Origin of the sequence: Thioclava sp. L04-15 (genome assembly GCF_002020275.1) — a bacterium.
Taxonomy (GTDB): domain Bacteria; phylum Pseudomonadota; class Alphaproteobacteria; order Rhodobacterales; family Rhodobacteraceae; genus Thioclava; species Thioclava marina.
In genome coordinates, this window is record NZ_MPZW01000001.1 from 943293 (window position 1) to 961378 (window position 18086).

Sequence of the window (18086 nt, forward strand, 5' to 3'; positions counted from 1 at the left end):
GGCTCCGGTCTTTCTCAAGAGGTGGAAATGTCCGAGCAGTCCCTGTCCGATCTGACCCAGGCGCTTCTGGAAGCGGCGAAACGCGCGGGCGCCCCTGCGGCGGATGCGATCGCGGTGGACGGACGCTCGGTCGCGATCGACGTTCGCGAAGGCAAGCTCGAACAGGCCGAGCGCTCCGAAGGGATCGAGATCGGTCTGCGCGTGCTCTTCGGTGGCAAGCAAGCCTGCGTATCCGCCTCCGATATCTCCAGCCGCACGCTTGACGAGATGGCGCAGCGCGCGGTCGCGATGGCTCAGGAAGCGCCCGATGATCCCTTTGCCGGTCTCGCCGATCCTTCGCAGCTGTCGCAGACCCGCGATGCCGCCGGGATGGAGCTTGCCGATCCGAGCGCAGAGCCGTCCGCCGTCGATCTGCAACGCGACGCTCTGGAGGCCGAGGCGGCGGCGCTGGCCGTAGACGGGGTCTCGCAGGTGCAATCCGCCTCGGCCGCCTATTCCTACCGCCGGATGCACCTCGCCGCGTCGAACGGGTTCGAAGGTGGCTACGATCGCAGTGCGCGGTCGGTCTCGGCGGTCGCGATCTCGGGCGAAGGCCTGTCGATGGAGCGCGACTGGGCCGCCGAAAGCCGCGTGTTCCAGGCCGATCTGCCCAGCGCGCGCGAGGTGGGCCAACTGGCCGGCGAACGCGCCGTGGCCCGCGCCAATCCGCGCCGCCCGAAAACCGGCGCCTATCCGGTGCTGATCGACGAGCGCGTCTCGGGCAGCCTGATCGGGCATCTTCTCTCGGCGATCAACGGCCAGTCGATCGCACGCGGGGCCTCGTGGCTGCGCGACGCGATGGATCAGCCGGTACTGCCCGATCATCTCTCGCTAAGCGAGGAGCCGCATCGCAAACGGGTCTCGGGCTCACGCCCCTTCGACGCCGAAGGCCTGCCGACCACGCGTCGGATGATCGTCGAGAACGGCGTTTTGAAAAGCTGGACGCTCGATCTCGCGACCGCGCGCAAGCTCGGGCTGCAATCGACGGCCAATGCCGGGCGCGGCACCTCTGCCCCGCCCTCGCCCGGTGTCGGCAACGTTACCCTGACCCAGGGCGAGCAGAGCCGCGAGGAGCTACTGGCCGAGATGGGCACCGGCCTTCTCGTGACCTCTTTCATCGGTGCCACGATCAACCCCAATACAGGCGATTACTCGCGCGGAGCCTCGGGCTATTGGGTCGAGAATGGCGTGCCCGTCTATCCGGTCAACGAATGCACCATCGCAGGCAACCTGCGCGAGATGCTGCGTAGCCTGCGGCCCGCCAATGACGCGCGTCTGCATTTGAGCCATATCGTGCCCTCGCTACTTCTCGAAGGGATGACGCTTGCCGGAGACTGATCTGACGCTGCTGACAGAGGCCGCGAAGGAGGCCGGGAAGCTCGCCCTGAAATATTGGAAGAAAGCGCCGACCTCATGGGAGAAGGATGGCGGTGCGGGACCTGTCTCCGAGGCCGACCTCGCCGTCAATGACCTGCTCGAAGAGCAGCTGCGTGGCGCGCGTCCCGATTACGGATGGCTGTCCGAGGAAAGCGCGGACGATCCGGCGCGTCTGGCGGCGCCCGCGACCTTCATCGTCGACCCGATCGACGGCACCCGCGCCTTTCTCAACGATGATGGAAGTTTCGCCCATGCGCTTGCGGTGGCCCGTGGGGGCGAGGTCGTGGCGGGCGTCGTTCACCTGCCGGTGCATGACCTCACCTATACCGCGACGATCGACGGGCCGGCCCTGCTCAATGGCGAGCCGATTGCCCCGGCAGCGCGTTCCGAGCTGGAGGGCGCAAGCGTGTTGACCTCGAGGCTTTCGGACAACCCCACCCTTTGGAGACACGGGCTGCCGGGGTACAAACGCAACTTCCGTTCCTCTCTCGCCTGGCGGCTCTGCCTCGTGGCAGAGGGCAAATTCGATGCGACGATTTCTCTGCGCAAGGCATGGGAATGGGATATTGCGGCGGCAAGCCTGATCGCGCGGCGCGCCGGGCTGCTGGCGACGGACCGGCACGGCAAGGAGCTCCACTTCAACCGCGCGCCTCCGCTGTCGAACGGGTTGATCGTGTCGAATGCGGCCCTGCACGCCGCTTTTCTCGAAAACCTCGCATTTTGGCCGGAATAGACCCTACCAGCGTAGCAAGAACCGTCCCAGAAGCGCCCCTGCGATCACGGTGATCGCGATCCCTGCCCCATACCAGGTCACATAGAAAAGCGGGCTGTCCTCGGTGCAATGGAGCGCATAGATCGCTGTGCCGAGCCCTCCGGCGGCAAGCCCGGCGGCTGCCCCCGCGCGCTCGGGTGCCATCACCGCGCCCTGACGCAGGCTGGTGAGCACGGCTGCGAGGATCGGCGCGGAAAACATCGGGATCGAAAGCAGGCAGGGCAGGATCGTCTTGCCGCGAAAATCCATCATGCGCTGGCTTTCGGGCGTGGTGAGATAGGCATAGCCGATCAGAAGCAGCCCGATCACCGGGAATATCCATACCCAGCTCAGCCGGGCGCGCGCAAGCGGACGGGCGAATTTCAGCGCGACCGGCATTGCGATCACCCCGAGCAGAAGCGGCAGGTAGAATTTCGGGGCAATATCCGGCGTCATCAGGGTCTTTTCCATCGGAAAGCGAACCCCCAAAAGCCCCGCCATCGCGAGCGCCGACAGGATCAGCGCCGGGATCAGCCAGTGCCAGAGCACCCTTCCCGCATGCGGCTCGCGCAGCTCGTCCTTCTCCAGTAATTCCAACAGATCTTCGGTTTTCATATCTCGATCAGTCTCTCTCGAAGCGCGGCCAGTTTCTTGAGCGAGCGGTGCAGCATCACGCGCACCGCCCCCTCGCTCATATCCATCGCGTCACCTGTCTCGGCGATGCTTTTCCCTTCCAACCCGATCGCCCGGACCAGTTGCTCGGCTCTCGGTTCCAGATGACCCAAAAACGTCTCTATATCGGCCTGTTCAGTGGGATCAGTCTCGGGCGCCGCAGGCAGGATCTCGGCGAAATCCTCAACCGGAAGGTGGATCCGACGGCCCCGCTTACGAAACGCATCGACCACCTTGTGCCGCGCGATCGCATAACACCAGGGTGCGGCCGGTTCGTCCTCGCGCCAAGTGTGGCGCTTGAGATGAATCGCGAGCAGAACCTCCTGCACGACATCCTCGCAATCGGCCTCCGGCAGGCCCGCCCCGCGCGCCCGCACGACTGCGCGCAGCACCGGAGTCACCGCGTTCAAAAACAGACCGTAGGCGCGCGCATCGCCTGCGTTGGCGGCCCTGAAAAGCCGCGTCCAGTCTGCCTGCCGATCATGCATCATCGCCTACCCTTCGTTGCCGATCATGCCTTCGTTACGGCGCGTGGGAAAAACTTTTTTCGATCACGGAGGCGTGAGCCTGTAACGCCGCCGCGATCCACCCCGAAGAGAGGTCAGGACCGCAACGGGTCCGATACAGATCCAATCAGGGAGATCACCATGAAGACCGAAACCACCCTTGGCATTGCTGCCGCTCTGAGCTGCGCGATGGGCATCGCGAGCGCTGCACATGCCGACGAGATGAAGATGGAGAAGTGCTACGGCGTCGCGATGGCAGGCCAGAACGACTGCGCAGCGGGCCCCGGCACGACCTGTGCCGGCACGGCAACGAAGGATTACCAAGGCAACGCCTGGAAACTCGTCCCGGCGGGCACCTGCGAGACGATCGAGACGCCGCACGGGATGGGCTCGCTCATGCCGAAGGAGATGTGATCACAGGTCGGGGCGGGCCTGTCCCGCCCCTCCTCTGTTAAGGGAGGCCACCATGACGCTGCCGCGCAAACCGGGACTGGGATTCAAGCCCGAGCATTTCCCCACCATCGCCGAAACCAGGCCCGATCTGGGGTTTTTCGAAATCCATGCCGAGAATTACATGGGCGCGGGTGGTCTGCCCCATGCGATGTTGCAAAGGCTGCGAGAGGATTACGCGCTGTCGGTTCATGGCGTTGGCCTGTCTATCGGCGGGCCAGATCCGCTCGATCGCGGTCACCTTGCGCGGCTCAAAGCGCTTTGCGATCGCTACGATCCGGAGAGCTTTTCCGAACATCTCGCCTGGGCGAGCCATGGCGGGGTCTGGATGCATGACCTGCTGCCACTACCCTATACGAAGGAGACGCTGAATCTCGTATGTGATCACGTTGACGAGGTGCAAGAGCATCTGGGGCGTCAGATGCTGCTCGAAAACCCCGCCACCTATGTTCTCTTCGATAATTCCGACATTCCCGAGACCGCGTTTCTGTCCGAGATCAGCCGGCGCACTGGCTGCGGGCTGCTTCTCGATGTGAACAACGTTTTTGTCTCCTGCGTGAACCATCGGCAGGATCCGCGCGCCTATCTCGCCGAGTTCCCGTTGGCGCAGATTGGAGAGGTTCATCTGGCCGGGCATGAAGAGGAAGATCTGCCCTCCGGACCACTCCTGATCGACAGCCACGGGCGGGAAGTCGCAAAACCCGTTTGGGCACTTTATGCTGAAATAGTCTCGAAAATTGGGCCGCTTCCCAGCCTTGTCGAATGGGACAACGACGTTCCTGCCTTCCCGGTTCTGATGGCCGAAGCAGAGCGTGCGCGCACCATATTGGAAGGGCAGAGCCATGCTCTCGCATCGTGATTTCGCGCGTAGCTTTCGTGATGCGATCAGGGGCGGCGTCGCGCCCGAGAACGCAACCGCGTGCCAGCCTGCCGAGACAGAGCGGCGTCTTGATGTCTACCGCAACAATGTCGCGCACGGCCTCTCGCAGGCCCTGGCACGCCACTACCCGGTGATCGAGCGGCTACTGGGCGAGGCGTGCTTCAAGGGGACGGCCTGGCTTTTCATCGACCAGTATCCACCGCGAACACCGGTCTTGAGCGAGTGGGGCGGGGACTTCGCAGCGTTCCTTGCCGAAATAGAGACGTTTCAGTCGCTGACCTACCTGCCCGACGTTGCGCAGATCGAATGGGCGCGCAGTCGCGCCTATCACTCCGCTGATGCGGACCCAATGATGCCTCGGGATCTGCAGGCGATTGCGCAAGAGGCCGGGGAGAAACTGCGGCTTTTCCTCCACCCGTCGGTGCAGGTTTTACAAATGCTCACTCCGGCGGGGTCGATCTGGGCGTCGCAACAACCCGGCGGAGCGCCCGCACCGACAGCTGCGCAATGGGCGCCTGAGACGGTTTTGATCGCGCGCAAAGGGCTCGCCGAAGTCGTCACCCGCACCGTGCCCGCACCGATCGGGCGCTTCATTTCCGCCCTGCTAAACGGCCGAACCGTCGCCGAGGCCCAGGCATCCGCTGGAGAGGGATTCGAGTTGAACGCAGCATTTCTGCTGCTTGTCGAAAACGCGCTGATCGTTGGCGCGGGCCGAAAGGGAGGGAATGGGAAATGACCAGCGCAATCGGAGCAAGACCACAGAAAAAGGGTCTATTCCACCTCTATCGAGGAATCATCCGAGCGACATCCCTTATCCCTCGTGAGCTGCCCCTGATCGCCGCCCGGATCTTTCCGGCGGCAGTGTTCTGGATGTCGGGACGCACCAAGGTCGAGGGGATCAGGATCAAGGACTCGACCTTCACCCTATTCCAGTACGAATACGCCCTCCCCTTGATCCCTCATAATTGGGCGGCGGTCTTGGCAACATTTGCCGAGCATTTCTTTCCGGTCCTTCTCATCCTCGGCCTGGCGACACGGCTCTCGGCGCTGGCACTACTGGGAATGACGCTGGTCATTCAGATCTTCGTCTATCCCGGCGCCTGGGTGACGCATGGGCTCTGGGCCGTGGCATTGCTCACCGTGATCACGCGAGGCCCGGGGCGGTTTTCTCTCGATCGGGTGATCGGATTGGAGCGCTGAGCCTTGCCCTCCCCGCCCGGGCCATTATGTCTGTGCCCAAAGGGAGATCGGATGAGCGAAAGCGACGATATCGATGCCGCCATGAACCGGGCGGAGCGCGCGGTACGTGGCGGGGAAATGCCCGACCCGTCCGAGACCCGACGTCTGCGCAACGCTCTGGGGCGCTTTGCGACCGGTGTGACCGTGATCACGGCCTGCGAATGCGACGACCATCTCGGTCCGGTCGGCATGACGGTCAACAGTTTTGCCTCGGTCTCGCTCGATCCGCCCCTGATCCTGTGGTCGGCGGCGCGGAGCTCGATCCGCCATGCGCATTTCACCAAAACCCCGTCCTTCGCGGTGCACGTGCTGCGCCACGATCAGGAATATCTCGCGCATCGCTTCACCCGCCGCGGCACCGGGTTTTCCGGGCTGGATTATACGCAGAACGAGGCGGGCGTGCCGCTTCTGGCCGACCCGCTCGCGCGGTTCGAATGCGTCACGGAGGCACGCCATGACGGTGGCGATCACACGATCATCATCGGCCGGGTGACACGTTTCGAAAGCGCTGCGGAAGGCACACCGCTCATCTTCTCGGGCGGACAGTTCGGCAGCTTCCGCCCCGATCAGTCGAGCTGAGCGATCCGCCGCGCGAGAACGGTCACCGCGGCGCTCTGCGCCTTGGCGATCGTACCCGGCTCCTGATCCGCGATCGGCACGGTGAAATCGAAGCGCCGCACGACATCGCGCCCGCCTTCGTAGCCAGCGGGCGTCACAAAATAGACCCCAGCGACATGCAACTGACCATCCGCACCGGGCAGCATCTGCTCGATCCGGACCTCGACACGGCGCGAGGGCGGATCGGCGAGCGGCCAAGGCTCGGAGATCACCGTCGCCCCCGAGAGCGCCGAGATCTGGCGTGCCAGTGACAGTGTGAAGGCACGTGACGGATCATCCGCCCACAGATTGTCCGGGTTCGAACGCAGCGCGCCATCGGCGGTCTGGAAGGCTATTTCCTGCGCCGTCGCGTATTGCGGCATCGAAACCTCACGCAGCTCCGCACGCCCCAACCGGTTCGGCAGCGCCTTCTCGGCGGTGGGCGGATCGATCGGGTAGCGCGCGATCTTTTCGGGATCCGAGCAGGCGGCAAGAGCCAGCAGGCAGAGCGGCAAAATCTGGAAGGGTTTCATCGTCATCTCCTGTCAGCGGCCCAGAATGAAGGACTGCGGATTGCGCTCGATCATCCGCGCGAGCGATCCGATATCGGCAATCGACCGGCGCAGCTCTCGCAGCATATTGACCGTCTCGTTCGAGAAATTCGAGCCCCGGCCATAGGTCGCGACCAGCGCCTGAGCCTGATCGACGAGCGATTGCAATTGCCGGGTCAGCTCGGGCAGGCGATCACTCGCCTTCGAGACGGATTGCGCGGCACTTTGCGCGGCGTCGAGCGTTTCGTTGAGCTTCTCGGCCGCGCCCGCCTGGCGCAGTTGCTCGAGGATCGCCGCGGTTTGTTCCAGCGTGGCGTTGAGCGATTGCGGCAGATCCTGCGTGCCGGGCTTGTTCAGAAGCCCGTTGATATCGGCAAGGATCGCATCAAGCTTGTCACCCATATCCTTGAGCGGCATATCCGCGATGGCCGAGGCCGCGCGATCGGCGGAGGCCAGCGTCTGATCGAGGCCCGAGATTTCCTCCAGCACCGAAGAGGCCGCCTCCGTCACCCGATCGAGCGCGGCGACGGTCTTGTCGGCCGCATCCTTTTCGTTGAGATCGGACGCGAAGGTCTTGAGCTGTTCGAGAAGCCCCGACAGTTCACCCGGCACCTTGCGCGTGTCCTCGCTCTCGGCCACGGCGGAGATCGAGTCGAGCGTGCGGATCGCGGAGTTCATCAGATCCTCGATCGGCAGACCCTCGATCCGCTTGAATACGCCCTTGGCCGATTTCGCCAGATCGTTCTCGGCTGCCGGCGCGGTCGGGATTGACGGGAAGGGCTGGGTGTCGAGGTTCATCTCGGCGGCAGCCACATCTGGGACATCCGAAAGCTCGATCACCATTGTCCCGCCCAGAAGACCGATTGCCGCGATCCGGGCACGCAGCCCGCCCTCGACCTCGCCTTGCAGGAACTGCGTCACCGATTCCGCATCGGCATCCCGCGCGAGCCCCAGCCGGTCGGGCGAAAGGGCGATCGTCACCTGCTGTTGGGCATAGCGCTGCCCCGACGCATCGGTATGGATCTTGATCGCGAGCGCGGTCACCTCACCCGCCTCGACGCCGCGGAACTGCACCTTGGAGCCGATCTCCAGCCCCTGCACGGGGTCATCGAACAAAAGCGTGTAACGCGGCGGGTCGACCACATCCGACTGGAAGACAGAGTTTTCGGCCGTATCCTTGCTGCCATAGAGCCGGAACGCATGGCCATTCTCGACAAGATCACCACCCGACGTGAAGGTCTCGAACTCCACCCCGCCCTGCACCAAGGTCGCCAGCGAGCGCACGTCAAGCGTAAGCCCCGACGCATCGAACTTCACCGAGAAGCCGGACGTGTCCCAGAACCGCGTCGCGGTGGTCAGAAGCTGGTTATGCGGCGCCTCGATGAACGCGTCGACCACGACACCCGAGCCGTCCTTGTCGAGCCGCAGGTTCTGCAAATGGCCCACCGTCAGCCCGTGGTAGAGCACCGGCGCACCATCGACGATCCCGCCCGCATCCTTGGCGCGCAGCTCGATGATCGTGCCGCGCGTCGGGTCGGGGGAGATCGGCGGTTGCTCGAGCCCTTCGAAGCGGGTCTGCGGTGCCGCTGCCTTGTCGTTCCAGAAGCCCTCGATATAGGTGCCCGACAGCACCGTGCCGAGATTTTCGATCCCGCGCGCGGAGACCTCGGGACGCACCAGCCAGAACTTGGTTTCGTTATCGACATAGGGCGCGACATCCTTGTCGACCCTCACGCCAAGCCGCACCTTGGTCAGATCCGGCGTGAATCCGATCGTTTCGACCTTGCCGACCTCGACCTCGCGGAATTTCAGCGGCGTGCCGATCTCGACACCGGTGGCATCCTTGAAGTCGATCTCGATCAGCATGCCCCGGTCGGAAAACGTCTTCCACGCAACCCCGAGCGTAATCAGGAGCGCGATCAGCGGCACCACCCAGACGACCGAAAGCCGCGTCCAGATCGGGCGCGGAGCCTCGGAGGTTTCAAGCTGGGCCGGCATGGGCTCTGAGGAGCCGGGGTCGGAATTGTCACTCATCAAATCACTCTTTCGGGGCCGCGCCAGATCAGGCGCGGGTCAAAGCTTTGGGCGGAAAGCATGGTGAATGCAACCGACAGGGCAAAGGACGCCGCGGCCGGTCCGGGATGGATAGAGGCGACAAATCCCAGTTGCACCAGCGCCGAGAGGATCGCCACCACGAACACGTCGATCATCGACCAGCGGCCAATGAACTCGACCACCTCAAAGAGATGCAGATGCGGATGCCCGCCGCGGCGTTTCTCGTTGCCCACCGCAAGCGCGAGATAGGCGACCGCGATGAACTTGCCGATCGGGATCATCACCGAGGCAACGAAAATGATCAGCGCGACGCCGTAATTGTGATGCCGCCAGAGCTCGATCGCACCGCCGACGATGGTGTTTTTCTGCTCCGCGCCAAGCGTTGCGGTGCGCAGCATCGGATAGAGGTTTGCCGGGATGTAGAAAATCAATCCCGCCAGCCACCACGCCCAAACCGCTTGCAGGCCATGGGTGTCCACCTTGCGCAGTTTTGCGCCGCACCGCTCGCAATAGCTGTGATCGCGCGTCCAGACCTTGCCGCAGCGCGTGCAGCCGATCAGCCCCGCATCGGTCGCGGTGAGCACGTTTACTTGCGTTCGATCGCGTCCCATATCGTCCACTTGCTGACAAAGGAATCCTTCAGGGCGATCACGATGATCAGCGCGCAAAACGCCCAGAAGGCGGGCCCGAGCGAGACCTTGGCGAGCCCCGCGAGCTTCACCAGTGCCACTGCGGTCCCGATGATGAAGATCTCGGCCATCGCCCAGGGCTGGCTTTCTTCGGCCAGCCGGAACATCGTCGCGGCATGCGGCCAGGCGGGCCGTCCGTTTGCCAGAGGCCAGAGCGTGTAGATCAACGCCACGAAACGGAAGATCGGCAGTGCCACGATCATCGACAGAACCGCGAAGGCCAACGGCGCGAGCCACCCTTCCGAAAACGCCATCGCAACGCCGAAGATCGAGCTTTCATGATGAAGACCACGCGCCGAAATCTCGAGGAACGGGAAGAAGATCGCCCCGATCATCAGGATCATGCCCGTAAAGGACAGCGCGATCACATGCAGGAAGGACCGTTCTCGCGGCGAGATCAGGACCGTCCCGCAACGTCGGCAGCGCGCACGCTTGCCGTCTGGCAGATGCTGGGCCTGGTGCAACGCATCGCATTGCGGACAAGCCATCAGCTGTGCCGGATCGAGTTCAAGTGGGGCGGACTGAAAGCTCATTGGACAAATTTAGTGATTGTCCGTTCCACGACAAGCAATCCGCGAAATAGCACGCATTTTATCCGTCAACGGGCTGTTAATGCGGCATTGCTACATCGGTCTTCGGGTGAAAAGAGGTGGTGGGATGAGCAACCGCGACAATGCGGCGCCAATCATCATCAAGCGCAAGAAGGTTTCGGGCGGCGACGGTCACCACGGCGGGGCATGGAAAGTTGCCTATGCCGATTTCGTCACCGCCATGATGGCCTTCTTCATGCTGATGTGGTTGCTGAACGCGACAACCGAGAAACAACGCAAGGGGATCGCGGATTACTTCAATCCGACGGTCCCGATCAACCGGATCTCCGGCGGCGGCGAGGGCGCATTCGGAGGTGATTCCGTCTTTTCCGAAGACCAGATCGCGCAGACCGGAACCGGCGCGGCCTCATACCGCCCCACCGAAGAACGGCAAGCCCGCGGGCAAAGCTCTGCCGAGGACAAGCAGGAAACCGACAAGGCGCAGTTCGACCAGATGTCGAAGTCGATCGAACAGGCGCTCACCGGGGTGGGTGGCGAGTCGATGGTCACCCAGCAGCTCGCGCGCCACATCGTTACCAGGCTCACCGACGAAGGCCTGATCGTCGAGTTCTTCGATCTTCCCGGAGAACCACTGTTCTTCGCCGACAGTGCGACACCAGAACCGATCCTCGAAGAGCTGGCGACCATGCTTTCGCGGGTATTCGGACTCGTGCAAAGCGATCTCGCGATCAACGGACATACCCGCGCCTATCCGCAAATGCTCGCGCAAGACCCCGCCTGGGAACTTTCGAGCGCCCGGGCCCAGGCGATGCGCGGCCTGCTCGAAGGCGCCGGTTTCGAGAAACGCCGGATCCAGCGCGTCACCGGTTATGCCGACCGAAAACCTTCCGTGAAACAACCGATGGACGGGCGCAACAACCGGCTGGAAGTGATCTTGCTGCGCGACCGCCGCTAACCGTGTTTTCGGATTCTCGCGACTGTTAGGGGGATCTTAAACACCCGTGCGCCAGTGTGGCTGCCAATTTCGGACGCAGCAGCAGAAAGGCGCACTCATGTCCATTTCCTCCTCGCTGAACGCGGGCGTTGCCGGTCTGGCCGCGAATGCCACCCGGCTCGCCACGATCTCGGACAACATCGCGAATTCGGGTACATATGGCTACAAACGGGCAATCGCCGAATTCGAGAGCATGGTGATCAACCAGGCACGCGGCGCAGGCTCCTATTCGGCTGGCGGCGTACGCGCGGCGACAACGCGCCTGATCGAAGAACGCGGGTCGCTCGTCTCCACCGCCAATGCGCTCGACATCGCCGTGGCGGGGCGCGGCATGCTTCCGGTGATCCCCTCGGTATCGCTCGACAACACCACCGGCGATCAGCCGATGATGATGACAACCACAGGGGCCTTCCGCACCGATGCCGACGGCACGCTGAAAACGGATTCGGGGCTGGTTCTGCTCGGCTGGCCAGCCAATGCAGATGGAACGATCCCGGTCCTGCCGCGCGACACGACCTCTGGGCTCGAACCCGTGGTGATCAATGCCAACCAGACCGCTGGCGATCCAACGACGCGGATGAACCTCGGGGTGAATCTGCCCGCGGTCGATACCGATGCCGGCGCAACCGGAGAGGCACTGCCGCTGTCGGTCGAATATTTCGGCAACCTCGGCACTTCTGAGACGCTTGATGTCAGCTTCACGCCCACGATCCCGGCCACCGGTTCGTCGAACACCTGGACGATGGTGATCCGTGACAGCGCGACCGTCGACGATCCGGCGACCGTGGCGACGGATGAAAGCATCATCGGCGAATATACCCTGACCTTCGACGACAGCCGCGGCGCGGGCGGCACGCTGGCTTCGGTCACTGTGGTTTCTGGCGGCACCTACGATACGGCGACAGGCGCGCTCTCTCTCACCGTCGCGGGCGGTCCGCTCGAAGTGACGATCGGCAAGATCGGTGACACCAACGGACTGACCCAGCTCTCCGACAGTTTCGCCCCCACCTCGATCACCAAGGATGGCTCGCCCGTGGGCAATCTCACCGCGGTCGAGATCGACGAGAACGGCTATATCAAGGCGACCTACGACACCGGTTTCATTCGCACGGTCTACCAGATCCCGCTGGTCGATGTGCCCAACCAGAACGGGTTGATCGCGCTCGACAACCAGACCTTCCAGGTCTCGCCTACCTCGGGGTCGTTCTTCTTGTGGGATGCCGGCGACGGCCCGACCGGCTCGGTCGAGGGTTACGCACGCGAGGGATCGACCGTCGATGTCGCGCAGGAACTTACCAATCTGATCCAGACGCAACGCGCCTATTCCTCGAATGCGAAGGTGATCCAGACAGTCGACGAGATGTTGCAGGAGACGACGAATATCAAGCGCTGATCCTGACCGGATCGGCTCACGGAGGCCATCATGAGTATCTCTCAGTCCCTTTCCAATGCCGTGTCGGGCCTCAACGCGGCCTCGCGCATGGCCGAGGTCGTGGCCTCCAACACCGCCAACGCGCTGACCGAAGGCTACGCCAAGCGCGAGATCCGCCTGGGCGCGCAGGTGTTGGGGGGCAACGGCGCGGGTGTGCGCGTTCTGAGCGTCGACCGCATGGTGAATGAAGGCCTGCGCAGCGACCTGCGCCTCGCCGATGCAGCGGCCGGAAACGCATCTCTGCGCAGCGAATTCCATGCACAGCTCGAGGGCTGGCTTGGAACGCCCGAGGATCCGAACTCTCTGTCACAGAAACTTGCTGATTTCGAAGCGACACTTGTCGAAGCTGCAAGCCGCCCCGACAGTGACGCGCGCCTCGCCGCCGTTCTCGAAAGCGCAGATGCGATCGCCACTCATCTCAACAGCGTTTCGCGCAACCTTCAGGAAACCCGGATCGACGCCGATCAACAGATCGCGAAGCAGATCGACTTTCTCAACGACACGCTGACACAGATCGACGATCTGAACGCCACCATCCTCGCCGAGCGCGCCTCCGGCCACGACGCCAATGCGCTTCTCGACCAAAGGCAGGCACTCGTCGATCAGGTGTCGCAAATCGTGCCGGTACGGCAGGTCGCGCGCGAGAACGATCAGATCGCACTTTTCACCACCGGCGGCGCGATCCTGCTCGAGGGTACCCCCGCCCGGATCGGCTTTACTCCGACGGGCATCATCACTGCGGATATGACTGAAAACGGCGGGGCGCTTTCCGGGCTCACGCTGAATGGAATGGAAATTTCCAGCGCCGATGAGCGGGTGATGGGCGGCGGTACACTCGGCGCGCTCTTCGCGATCCGCGACGAGATTGCTCCTGACGCCCAAAGCCAGATCGACGCTTACGCCCGCGATCTGATCGGACGTTTTTCCGATCCTGCGCTCGATCCCACGCTCGCAAGCGGTGTGCCGGGTCTGTTCACCGACAATGGCGGCCCGGCCGATCCTCTCTCTGAGACCGGTCTCGCGAGCCGCATCGAGATCAACGCGCGGGCCGATCCCGCCCAAGGGGGCGCCCTCTGGCGCCTTCGCGACGGGCTAGGGGCAATTGCCCCGGGCCCGGTCGGAAATTCCGAGCATCTCTCTGCTCTGGTTGATGCGCTTGCTCGGGAATCCTTGCCCGTCTCGGGGGATTTCGGACCTTCCCTGCGTAGCAGTTCCGGTCTCGCCGCCGATCTGCTTTCCCGCGTTTCAACTGCTCGCCAGTCCGCCCAGTCACGCGAAATCTTCTCCGCAACGCGCCATGAGACCTTGAATACGATGGCGCTCTCCGAGGGCGTCGATACCGATCAGGAAATGCAGAACCTCCTTCGGGTCGAAGAACTTTACGCCGCCAATGCCCGCGTCATTCAAACCGTCGACGCCCTGATCCAACAGCTTCTGGAGTTGTGAGATGAACTACCTTTCCGTCGGTGACATGGCGCAGAGCTTTCAGATGCGGCAGCATAACCTGCAACTGAAGACCGCCATGACCACACTGACCGAAGAAGTGATAAGCGGGATCAAGCAGGATCTCGGCGCCGCGGTTTCCGGCGATTTCATCTCCCTTGCCGGGATAGATCGCAGCCTCACAATGCTTGAATCCTACGATATCGCCACGACCGAAGCCGACCTGATTGCCGGGACCATGCAGCAATCGCTGCAAACGCTCCGTTCTCTTAATGACGGCATTGGCGTAGCCCTGCTATCGGCCGCGACGACCGCGACAAAGCCTATGATCGATGCGACCGTCAACGACGCGGCGACGCGGTTTGATACGTTGATATCGACCCTGAACACGAATCTGGCCGGTCGATATCTCTTCTCTGGCGCTGCGACCGATACAAGGCCTCTGCCTGGGGCCGACGTGATCCTGGCCGCCCTTTCTTCCGAACTGTCCGGCGTTACCGATGCCAGTGACGCAATCACGCGGATCGACAACTGGTTCGATGATCCCGCGGGGTTCGCCGCCACACAGTATCAAGGTGACGCGTCCCGCTCTCAAATCCGGATCGCGGAGGGTGAGGTCACACGAATCGAGATCACCGCGATCGACCCCGCGCTTCGCGACGCGATGAAGGGGTTCGCCATGGCGGCTCTGTTGGCGGAGGGCTTGTTTTCGGGCGATCTGGAAGCCCGGAGCAGCCTAGTGACCGCCGCAGGCGAGCGGGTGATCCAAGGGGACGACACACTCGCCGGTCTCGCGGCAAATCTCGGCACGGTCGAGGCCAGGATCGCCGATGCCAAGGTGAGAAACGGGGCCGAACGTTCCGCGCTCGAGATCGCGCGCACAGAATTGATCGGCGCCGATCCGTATGAAAGTGCAAGCGCGCTCGAAGCGGTTCGAACCCAGTTGGAAACTCTTTACACGCTCACATCGCGGCTTTCGTCGCTGTCGATGACGGATTATCTGCGATGAAAATCTTCCTTCTTCTCCTCACTTTGCTCCTCCCCGAGTTCGCAAGTGCCGCACCGATCCGGATCAAGGATCTCGTCGAATTCGACGGCGTCCGGGGCAACGATTTGATTGGCTACGGGCTCGTGGTCGGGCTCAACGGCACCGGCGACGGGCTGCGCAATGCGCCTTTCACGGAAGAAATCATGTCGAACATGCTCGAGAGGCTTGGCGTTAACGTTACTGGAGAGCAATTCCGACCGAAGAACGTCGCCGCCGTGATGATCACCGCGACACTTCCCCCCTTCGCCCGCGCTGGGAGCCAGATCGACGTTACGGTCTCGGCGATCGGCGACTCCAAGAGCCTGCTCGGCGGGACATTGGTGATGACACCGCTCAAGGCGGCGGACGGCGAGATTTATGCCGTTGCGCAGGGAACGATCATCGCCGGTGGCGCGAGCGCCGAGGGCCAGGGGGCCTCGGTCACGCAAGGTGTGCCGACATCGGGCAACATCCCCTCGGGCGGACGGGTCGAACGCGAGATTGATTTCACGATCAATGATCTCGCGACCATCCGTCTTGCCCTACGCACGCCCGATTTCACCACCGCCGCGCGGATCGAGGGCGTCATCAATCGTGAATACGGCAGGCGGGTCGCCGAGATGATGGATGGCGGGACGGTCGCGTTGAACATACGTTCGACCGGCGCGCGCTCTGTCGCCCATGCGATCGGCCGGGTCGAGAACCTCTCGGTGGAGCCAGAGCAGCGCGCGCGTGTCGTCGTCGATCAGCGCTCCGGCACGATCGTCTTGGGGCAGAACGTTCGTATCTCGCACGTCGCCGTCAGTCAGGGGAACCTGACACTGAAAGTCGAGGAACGTCCCCTCGTCGTACAGCCGAACCCGTTTTCGCAAGGCGAGACGGTGATCGTACCGCGTTCACAGGCAAGCCTCACCGAAGAGCCCGGACTCCGCATGGCCGAAATCGCGGAAGGCAGCACACTTTCGGAGGTGGTTTCGGGGCTCAACGCGCTCGGCGTGAGTCCCCGCGACATGATCGACATCCTCAAGAGCATCAACTCCGCCGGTGCGTTGCATGCTGAATTCATCGTGAATTGAATATGCGATTGAACATGCAAGCCCCGATGGTTGCATGATTGTCCCGCGGCGCAAGTTTCAGCCAAACGCCCTTTTGTGCGCATTTCGCGATGAGCGAAACGAAAGCAGCCGCCCCTGAGGGCGGCTGCTTTTCGACTATCTTCTGAGGATAGTGGTGCCGGTGAAGGGACTCGAACCCCCGACCCCATCATTACGAATGACGTGCTCTACCAGCTGAGCTACACCGGCACTGTGGCGGGCGATTAGCATGCCATTTCGGGGATGTGTAGCCCCAAAATGCTCACTTCGTCGCGGTTTCCGCCTCTTGCTGTCCTTCCTCCACGCCGTCGACGATCTCCGCCTCGGGAATTTCGGCCTCGACCACCGGCTCGCTCGGCTTGCCCACGATCAGCGGAAGCATCTCCGCCCCATGCGGCAGCGGTGCAGCCCCCTTTTGGGGCTCGCGCCAGCTCAGCGTGTCGAAGCCACCGCAATTGTCACAGACAGGGGACCAGTCCGCCTGAATGTTCTGGCACTTGTCGCAGCACCATTGCGGGCCACGCGGCGCGGTGAGCGCCCGGGCAAGCCAGCCGCGCACGACCACGTCGTCCGCGCCTTCGCCCCTTTCGACTGCCGCCATGATGGTCAGCACGCGTGCGGTTGGGTGAGTCTCGACCAGATCGCCCAGAGCGCGGCGCGCGGCCGGGAAGTCCTCGGCCGCGATGTTCAGCTCGGCTTTCAGCAGGCGCGTCTCTTCGTGATCGGGTCGCGCCGACAGGAGGGTCGCAAAGCGCTTGAGCCGCGCCTCGGCAGTCTCGTCGGGTTTGATCTCGGCATAGGCGGCAGCTAGGTCGGGATGCGGTTGCGCCTCCCAGGCCTTGCGTAGAATCCGCTCGGCCGCGCGCGGCTTGCCCTTGTCGATATAGGCGCGCGCCGCCATCACCACGGCCGGGATCAGGTCGGGCGAGGATTTCGCCGCCGCGATCGCCGCCTCGCGGGCTTCGACGCTCGCGCCTTCCTCCATCACGCCTTTCGCCTCCTGCAACGCCAGCACGGCGTCACGACGCTTATGCAGGTCGCGCGGCAATTCGCCTTGGCGCAGTTTGGCCTGAAGGATCTCGCGCGCACCCTTCCAGTCACCTTTCTCGGTCTGAAGCGACAGCAGCGTGTCCTGCATCTCGCGATGACGCGGCTTGAGCGCATAGGCTTTCTGCGCCAGCTTCAGCGCGGTTTCGGTATCACCCTCGTCGAGCTTCTGTCGCAGCAACCCGCGGATGCCGACAAATCGCGTGCGATTATCCGACAGCAGCCGCTTGTAGCCTTCGGTGGCGCGCTTCTTGTCGCCAGCGATCTCGGCCGCCTGCGCCATCAGGAGGTTCGTCAGCTCGGGCCGCTGCAAGTAGCGCTCGGCCTTTGCCGCCTTCGAGAGCGCAAGCCGCCCCTCGCCCGAAGCCGCTGCGAGCATCCCTTCGGAAAGCGCCTGATAGCCCTTGCGTTCACGATTACGGTCGAAATAGCGGGTAATCGCCGTCTCGTCGCCCGCGAGGAACCGCAGGAAGGCGACCACGAGACCAACGACCTTGATCACCAGCCAGATCAGAAGGAAGACGACGATCGCCGCGATCACTGCCTGAAGCGGGCCGAGAGTAAACTCCATGCCCATCGTGGTGAGCCGCAGTCCGCCCGACATATCCGCGAGATGGGCGAGGCCCAGCGTGGCCGCCGCGACGACGATCAGGAAGAGCGCGATTTTGATGAAAGACCAAAGCATCTGCGTC

Annotated in this window: 19 protein-coding genes and 1 tRNA gene; 12 read left to right on the forward strand and 8 right to left on the reverse strand. The window is 63.2% G+C overall.

Annotated elements, in window-relative coordinates:
• Window positions 1-27 precede the first annotated feature (27 nt).
• Both BMI90_RS04660 and BMI90_RS04665 read left to right on the forward strand, forming a co-directional pair.
• Window positions 28-1377, forward strand: coding sequence for a TldD/PmbA family protein (locus tag BMI90_RS04660; protein WP_078526479.1), 1350 nt, complete (start codon window positions 28-30; stop codon window positions 1375-1377).
• Window positions 1364-2149: a 3'(2'),5'-bisphosphate nucleotidase CysQ gene (locus BMI90_RS04665; RefSeq protein ID WP_078526481.1), complete on the forward strand. Its 786-nt coding sequence runs from the start codon at window positions 1364-1366 to the stop codon at window positions 2147-2149. The genes BMI90_RS04660 and BMI90_RS04665 overlap by 14 nt, the downstream gene beginning before the upstream one ends.
• A 3-nt stretch (window positions 2150-2152) precedes the next feature.
• Here BMI90_RS04665 and BMI90_RS04670 read toward each other — a convergent pair whose 3' ends face one another.
• Together BMI90_RS04670 and BMI90_RS04675 are read right to left on the reverse strand one after the other, a co-directional pair.
• On the reverse strand, window positions 2153-2782 hold the full coding sequence (locus BMI90_RS04670; RefSeq protein WP_078526483.1) for a DUF1109 domain-containing protein: 630 nt from the start codon (window positions 2780-2782) through the stop codon (window positions 2153-2155).
• A complete protein-coding gene (locus tag BMI90_RS04675; RefSeq protein ID WP_078527233.1) occupies window positions 2779-3327 on the reverse strand; it encodes a sigma-70 family RNA polymerase sigma factor in 549 nt (182 codons plus the stop codon). The genes BMI90_RS04670 and BMI90_RS04675 overlap by 4 nt, the downstream gene beginning before the upstream one ends.
• Window positions 3328-3486: 159 nt before the next feature.
• Between BMI90_RS04675 and BMI90_RS04680 the strand changes: the two genes are divergently transcribed.
• From BMI90_RS04680 to BMI90_RS04700, 5 genes are all read left to right on the forward strand, one after another.
• Entirely contained in the window at window positions 3487-3759 is a 273-nt protein-coding gene (locus BMI90_RS04680; RefSeq protein WP_078526485.1) for a DUF2282 domain-containing protein, read from the forward strand.
• Window positions 3760-3811: 52 nt separating this feature from the next.
• A complete protein-coding gene (locus BMI90_RS04685; RefSeq protein WP_078526487.1) occupies window positions 3812-4654 on the forward strand; it encodes a DUF692 domain-containing protein in 843 nt (280 codons plus the stop codon).
• On the forward strand, window positions 4638-5411 hold the full coding sequence (locus BMI90_RS04690; protein ID WP_078526489.1) for a DNA-binding domain-containing protein: 774 nt from the start codon (window positions 4638-4640) through the stop codon (window positions 5409-5411). The genes BMI90_RS04685 and BMI90_RS04690 overlap by 17 nt, the downstream gene beginning before the upstream one ends.
• A complete protein-coding gene (locus BMI90_RS04695; RefSeq protein ID WP_078526491.1) occupies window positions 5408-5875 on the forward strand; it encodes a DoxX family protein in 468 nt (155 codons plus the stop codon). The genes BMI90_RS04690 and BMI90_RS04695 overlap by 4 nt, the downstream gene beginning before the upstream one ends.
• A gap of 81 nt (window positions 5876-5956) precedes the next feature.
• Window positions 5957-6493 (forward strand): flavin reductase family protein, encoded by a 537-nt coding sequence (locus BMI90_RS04700; RefSeq protein WP_245795007.1) that lies wholly within the window; start codon window positions 5957-5959, stop codon window positions 6491-6493.
• Here BMI90_RS04700 and BMI90_RS04705 read toward each other — a convergent pair.
• From BMI90_RS04705 to BMI90_RS04720, 4 genes are read right to left on the reverse strand one after another with little or no spacing between them, the layout of a single operon-like run.
• The gene (locus BMI90_RS04705; protein WP_158521704.1) at window positions 6481-7044 is read right to left on the reverse strand and encodes a PqiC family protein; all 564 of its coding nucleotides are present in this window, start codon (window positions 7042-7044) and stop codon (window positions 6481-6483) included. The two genes, BMI90_RS04700 and BMI90_RS04705, sit on opposite strands and share 13 nt — an antisense overlap.
• A 12-nt stretch (window positions 7045-7056) precedes the next feature.
• A complete protein-coding gene (locus tag BMI90_RS04710; RefSeq protein ID WP_078526497.1) occupies window positions 7057-9096 on the reverse strand; it encodes an MlaD family protein in 2040 nt (679 codons plus the stop codon).
• Complete coding sequence (locus tag BMI90_RS04715) at window positions 9096-9728, reverse strand: paraquat-inducible protein A (RefSeq protein ID WP_078526499.1); 633 nt, start codon at window positions 9726-9728, stop codon at window positions 9096-9098. Before BMI90_RS04715 ends, BMI90_RS04710 begins: the two co-directional genes overlap by 1 nt.
• Window positions 9704-10339 carry a paraquat-inducible protein A gene (locus BMI90_RS04720; RefSeq protein WP_078526501.1) on the reverse strand — a complete coding sequence of 212 codons (636 nt, stop codon included), beginning with the start codon at window positions 10337-10339 and terminating at the stop codon, window positions 9704-9706. Before BMI90_RS04720 ends, BMI90_RS04715 begins: the two co-directional genes overlap by 25 nt.
• Before the next feature lie 124 nt (window positions 10340-10463).
• Between BMI90_RS04720 and BMI90_RS04725 the strand changes: the two genes are divergently transcribed.
• The 5 genes from BMI90_RS04725 to BMI90_RS04745 all read left to right on the forward strand — a co-directional run bounded on the left by BMI90_RS04725 (window position 10464) and on the right by BMI90_RS04745 (window position 16329).
• On the forward strand, window positions 10464-11312 hold the full coding sequence (locus BMI90_RS04725) for a flagellar motor protein MotB (protein WP_078526503.1): 849 nt from the start codon (window positions 10464-10466) through the stop codon (window positions 11310-11312).
• A 97-nt stretch (window positions 11313-11409) separates the two neighbouring features.
• The gene (locus tag BMI90_RS04730) at window positions 11410-12744 is read left to right on the forward strand and encodes a flagellar hook-basal body complex protein (protein ID WP_078526505.1); all 1335 of its coding nucleotides are present in this window, start codon (window positions 11410-11412) and stop codon (window positions 12742-12744) included.
• Between the two features lie 30 nt (window positions 12745-12774).
• On the forward strand, window positions 12775-14229 hold the full coding sequence (gene flgK / locus BMI90_RS04735; protein WP_078526507.1) for a flagellar hook-associated protein FlgK: 1455 nt from the start codon (window positions 12775-12777) through the stop codon (window positions 14227-14229).
• A 1-nt stretch (window position 14230) separates the two neighbouring features.
• Window positions 14231-15235, forward strand: coding sequence for a flagellin (locus BMI90_RS04740; protein WP_078526509.1), 1005 nt, complete (start codon window positions 14231-14233; stop codon window positions 15233-15235).
• Entirely contained in the window at window positions 15232-16329 is a 1098-nt protein-coding gene (locus tag BMI90_RS04745) for a flagellar basal body P-ring protein FlgI (protein WP_078526511.1), read from the forward strand. The genes BMI90_RS04740 and BMI90_RS04745 overlap by 4 nt, the downstream gene beginning before the upstream one ends.
• Before the next feature lie 152 nt (window positions 16330-16481).
• On the opposite strand, the gene BMI90_RS04750 is transcribed toward BMI90_RS04745, so the two are convergent.
• Together BMI90_RS04750 and BMI90_RS04755 are read right to left on the reverse strand one after the other, a co-directional pair.
• Window positions 16482-16557, reverse strand: a tRNA-Thr gene (locus tag BMI90_RS04750).
• 52 nt (window positions 16558-16609) lie between these two features.
• Complete coding sequence (locus BMI90_RS04755; RefSeq protein WP_078526513.1) at window positions 16610-18079, reverse strand: heme biosynthesis HemY N-terminal domain-containing protein; 1470 nt, start codon at window positions 18077-18079, stop codon at window positions 16610-16612.
• Window positions 18080-18086 lie beyond the last annotated feature (7 nt).

Bases quoted from the DNA above. Each gene is read 5' to 3' on its own strand.
- BMI90_RS04660 (WP_078526479.1), top strand. From the start codon at position 28: ATGTCCGAGCAGTCCCTGTCCGATCTGACCCAGGCGCTTCTGGAAGCG.
- BMI90_RS04670 (WP_078526483.1), bottom strand. From the start codon at position 2,782: ATGAAAACCGAAGATCTGTTGGAATTACTGGAGAAGGACGAGCTGCGC.
- BMI90_RS04675 (WP_078527233.1), bottom strand. From the start codon at position 3,327: ATGCATGATCGGCAGGCAGACTGGACGCGGCTTTTCAGGGCCGCCAAC.
- BMI90_RS04680 (WP_078526485.1), top strand. From the start codon at position 3,487: ATGAAGACCGAAACCACCCTTGGCATTGCTGCCGCTCTGAGCTGCGCG.
- BMI90_RS04685 (WP_078526487.1), top strand. From the start codon at position 3,812: ATGACGCTGCCGCGCAAACCGGGACTGGGATTCAAGCCCGAGCATTTC.
- BMI90_RS04690 (WP_078526489.1), top strand. From the start codon at position 4,638: ATGCTCTCGCATCGTGATTTCGCGCGTAGCTTTCGTGATGCGATCAGG.
- BMI90_RS04695 (WP_078526491.1), top strand. From the start codon at position 5,408: ATGACCAGCGCAATCGGAGCAAGACCACAGAAAAAGGGTCTATTCCAC.
- BMI90_RS04700 (WP_245795007.1), top strand. From the start codon at position 5,957: ATGAACCGGGCGGAGCGCGCGGTACGTGGCGGGGAAATGCCCGACCCG.
- BMI90_RS04705 (WP_158521704.1), bottom strand. From the start codon at position 7,044: ATGAAACCCTTCCAGATTTTGCCGCTCTGCCTGCTGGCTCTTGCCGCC.
- BMI90_RS04710 (WP_078526497.1), bottom strand. From the start codon at position 9,096: ATGAGTGACAATTCCGACCCCGGCTCCTCAGAGCCCATGCCGGCCCAG.
- BMI90_RS04715 (WP_078526499.1), bottom strand. From the start codon at position 9,728: ATGGGACGCGATCGAACGCAAGTAAACGTGCTCACCGCGACCGATGCG.
- BMI90_RS04720 (WP_078526501.1), bottom strand. From the start codon at position 10,339: ATGAGCTTTCAGTCCGCCCCACTTGAACTCGATCCGGCACAGCTGATG.
- BMI90_RS04725 (WP_078526503.1), top strand. From the start codon at position 10,464: ATGAGCAACCGCGACAATGCGGCGCCAATCATCATCAAGCGCAAGAAG.
- BMI90_RS04730 (WP_078526505.1), top strand. From the start codon at position 11,410: ATGTCCATTTCCTCCTCGCTGAACGCGGGCGTTGCCGGTCTGGCCGCG.
- flgK (WP_078526507.1), top strand. From the start codon at position 12,775: ATGAGTATCTCTCAGTCCCTTTCCAATGCCGTGTCGGGCCTCAACGCG.
- BMI90_RS04740 (WP_078526509.1), top strand. From the start codon at position 14,231: ATGAACTACCTTTCCGTCGGTGACATGGCGCAGAGCTTTCAGATGCGG.
- BMI90_RS04745 (WP_078526511.1), top strand. From the start codon at position 15,232: ATGAAAATCTTCCTTCTTCTCCTCACTTTGCTCCTCCCCGAGTTCGCA.
- BMI90_RS04755 (WP_078526513.1), bottom strand. From the start codon at position 18,079: ATGCTTTGGTCTTTCATCAAAATCGCGCTCTTCCTGATCGTCGTCGCG.